The organism is Acidovorax sp. sic0104, from assembly GCF_019219095.1.
In the GTDB taxonomy this organism is placed as follows: Bacteria; Pseudomonadota; Gammaproteobacteria; order Burkholderiales; family Burkholderiaceae_C; genus Acidovorax.
Genome location: NZ_JAHUWH010000061.1, coordinates 1 through 309, shown reverse-complemented (window position 1 = coordinate 309; position 309 = coordinate 1). Strand labels below are relative to the sequence as shown.

Annotated in this window: 1 protein-coding gene; it reads left to right on the top strand. The window is 61.2% G+C overall.

Annotated features, from left to right (window positions below; all coding sequences use genetic code 11):
* Nucleotides 1-51: 51 nt before the first annotated feature.
* On the top strand, nt 52-309 hold a 258-nt coding region (locus tag KW835_RS26670; RefSeq protein ID WP_218387760.1), incomplete at its 3' end, for a transposase.

Here is a 309-nt window from a genome sequence, read left to right as displayed (position 1 = left end):
TTGAATCGCCCCGGTTTTTGAGGAGGCTCAACACTCTGAGAGGATTGAGCCATGAAGAAGACGAACAAGTTCTCGCCCGAGGTGCGTGAGCGCGCGGTGAGGATGGTGCAGGAGCAGCGCGGGGAGTACCCATCCCTGTGGGCTGCCATCGAATCCATTGCCCCCAAGATTGGCTGCGTGCCGCAGACCCTGAACGAGTGGGTCAAGCGTGCCGAAGTTGATGCAGGCACGCGAGAAGGCGTCACCACAGCCGAAGCCCAGCGGGTCAAGGAGCTGGAGCGCGAGGTCAAAGAATTGCGCCGAGCCAAC